Origin of the sequence: Staphylococcus sp. EZ-P03 (assembly GCF_003344575.1) — a bacterium.
GTDB classification, from domain to species: Bacteria; Bacillota; Bacilli; order Staphylococcales; family Staphylococcaceae; genus Staphylococcus; species Staphylococcus simulans_B.
In genome coordinates this window covers 1-2,879 of record NZ_QPMO01000045.1, presented here as the reverse complement: position 1 = coordinate 2,879, position 2,879 = coordinate 1, and the positions used below count along the sequence as shown (strand labels likewise).

The window sequence follows — 2,879 nt, the reverse complement described above, 5'->3', positions numbered from 1 at the left end:
GAAGAACCCTTAACTAAACTTGTAGACGAATGTCGGCATAGCGTGAGCTATTAAGCCGACCATTCGACAAGTTTTGGGATTGTTAAGGGTTCGGAGGCTCAACGTCAATAAAGCAATTGGAATAAAAATATATATATTTAATTTTGTTTGATATTATTAAAAATATATTGGAGAGGTGGGATATATTGTGTTTAAAAAATTAAAAAAATTATTTGCAATAGAAAAGAAAGATGATAATAGTTTTGTAGCAGAAAAAAAGAAAACCCAATCTGAAGAAATGAAAAAAGAATCAACTGATAAAAGAAGTGATGAAGAGCAACGTAGAATTGATTTAGCTCTTGAAGCTCATGAAAAGTATGCAGATATTTCTTTAATTTATAGTTTAGAAGAAAGAGAATTTGATGTTCCTTTTAGAAAAGACAATGCTTCAGAGGATGAGGATATAGTTGAATTTATTAGAAAACAACCTAAAGGAACACCTAAAAAAATTTATTCGTTATGTAATGTCGCAGGCGTATCTTACCGTCAAGAAGATGCACTTAAAGCTGTTATTGGAGATAATTTATCTTTAAGAGCAGAAAAAGAGCCGAGTAATTTATATGATTCCAATGCTATAAAAATAATGGCAGATTATGAAGAAAATGATGAAAAAAAGTCAGTTAAGATAGGTTACATACCAAGAGAAAAAGCAGAAAAATTGGTTAAATTTAATAATATTAATGTCACTTTAAGGACGATTTATTTACCAGATGTATTAGCAGTTATGTTTCCAAGTAAAGATTCATCTGGTAATTTAACTTATGATCCATCTGGGAACATAGGTTTTAGAATAGATATATGGGTAGAGTCTCAAAAACGAAAAAATAAGAAAAAAGTGTTTGAAGAACAACCATATGATTCTAGTATTAAAATGCCAAATAATTTTGCTAGTAGAAATGCTAAAGCTAAAGAATTAGAAGAAGAGGGATATTTAGATAATGCTATTGAAATGTATTTAAAAAATACATTTGAAGAGGATACTAGCCCTTTTCCTTTTAAAAGATTAGCGATAATATATCGTAAAAGAAAAGATTTCACTAATGAAATTTTGATAATAAATAAAGCTTTAGATATGTTTGAAAAAAGAAATTATGAGCATGATAAAAAGAAAAAAGAAGAAATGGAATTGCGTTTAAAAAGAGCAATGGAATTAAAAGAAAAAGAAGAATTAAAAAAAGAGAATTGAGTTTTTTCTGAAACGAGTGGAACGAGTTTCTTCTTGTCTTGATACTATATAGAAATAACTCAAAGATATTAAAATTGGGTTGAGCGTTGATATAACAGCATTTAATGTGCTTTTTATAGTTGAAAGGAAAATTTGACATTAAAAAACCCCAGTTATATTATTAAGGTGTCGAATCTTAAATAATACTGGGGGTCTTTTTATATGCATTCTTATAATACAAGAAATATAGCCGAAAATCAAGATAATGAAATATTGAAAGATATGTCGAAAAGTGGGAAACAACGCCCATGGAAAGAAAAGAAAATCGATAATGTGAGTTATGCAGAAATTCTTGAAATATTAAAAGTTAAAAAAGCTTATAATGTTAAACAATGTGGTAGCGTCTTAGAATTTAAGCCAACTGATGAAGGTTATTTGAAGTTACATAAGACATGGTTTTGTAAATCAAAATTATGTCCAGTTTGTAATTGGAGGCGTGCTATGAAAAATAGTTATCAAGCTCAGAGAGTGATTGGAGAAGTGGTTAAAGAAAAGCCGAAAGCACGTTGGTTGTTTTTAACTCTTTCAACACGAAATGCGATAGATGGAGAACATTTAGAAAAAAGTTTAAAAGATATGTCTAAGGCTTTTAATAAATTAAAAATGTATACAAAAGTTAAAAAAAATTTGGTCGGATTTTTGCGTTCTACGGAAGTTACCGTTAATCAAAATGACGGTAGTTATAACCAACATATGCATGTTTTACTTTGTGTTGAAAATAGTTATTTTAAAAATAAAGCTAATTATATAACGCAGAGTGAATGGGTTGATTTATGGCAAAAAGCACTTCAGGTTAATTATCGACCAGTGGCAAATATTAAAGCGATCAAACCAAATCAAAAAGGCGATAAAGATATTCAAGCAGCAATCAAAGAGACTTCAAAATATTCGGTTAAGTCATCGGATTATTTAACCGGAGATAGTGAAAAAGATTCAGAAATTGTTAGTGATTTAGAACAAGGTTTATATCGAAAACGTATGTTGAGTTATGGTGGATTGCTTAAACAAAAACATAAAATTTTAAATTTAGATGATGCCGAAGAAGGTAATTTAATTAATACAAGTGACGAAGAAAAAATGACAGACGAAGAAGAAAAAGCAAATTCAATTACTGCAATTTGGAATTTTGAAAAACAAAATTATTATTTAAAAAATGTGAAACGTTAGCTAAAAAGCTAGCGTTTTTTATGTTTTTAGCCCCTGCGGGAACTATAGCGTTTAACCAGCATGGTTACCCACTTTTCATGCCAATTTTTAAATTTGCATGTAAATGGGCAGTGTCTAAAAAATTAGTCACTGGTTTTGCATATTTTTTGTTTGTAAAATGAGAATATATTTATTTGGCTCATATTTGCGTTTTAAGAGCTTATGTATGTTTTTAGGTATAAAACTATATGATTTACCCCTAAAACTTTAAAATACCCCTTTAAAATTAAAATTAAAGGCATTTAAGATTTCACTATTTTCATTTTTGGAAGTGAACAGTGAAAAGAAAACAGAACGCTAATTAAATTATAACACGTTTTTATGCCGAGAAAATTTATTGATCGTTGAGAAGAACCCTTAACTAAACTTGTAGACGAATGTCGGCATAGCGTGAGCTATTAAGCCGACC

General features: G+C 29.2%; 2 protein-coding genes. Both read left to right on the top strand.

The features are described from left to right. Window positions 1-187 precede the first annotated feature (187 nt). On the top strand, window positions 188-1,225 hold the full coding sequence (locus tag DVJ99_RS12865) for an HIRAN domain-containing protein (RefSeq protein ID WP_114604546.1): 1,038 nt from the start codon (window positions 188-190) through the stop codon (window positions 1,223-1,225). A 201-nt stretch (window positions 1,226-1,426) separates the two neighbouring features. Beyond that, window positions 1,427-2,431: a protein rep gene (locus DVJ99_RS12860; RefSeq protein ID WP_114604545.1), complete on the top strand. Its 1,005-nt coding sequence runs from the start codon at window positions 1,427-1,429 to the stop codon at window positions 2,429-2,431. The last annotated feature ends 448 nt before the right edge of the window (window positions 2,432-2,879 follow it).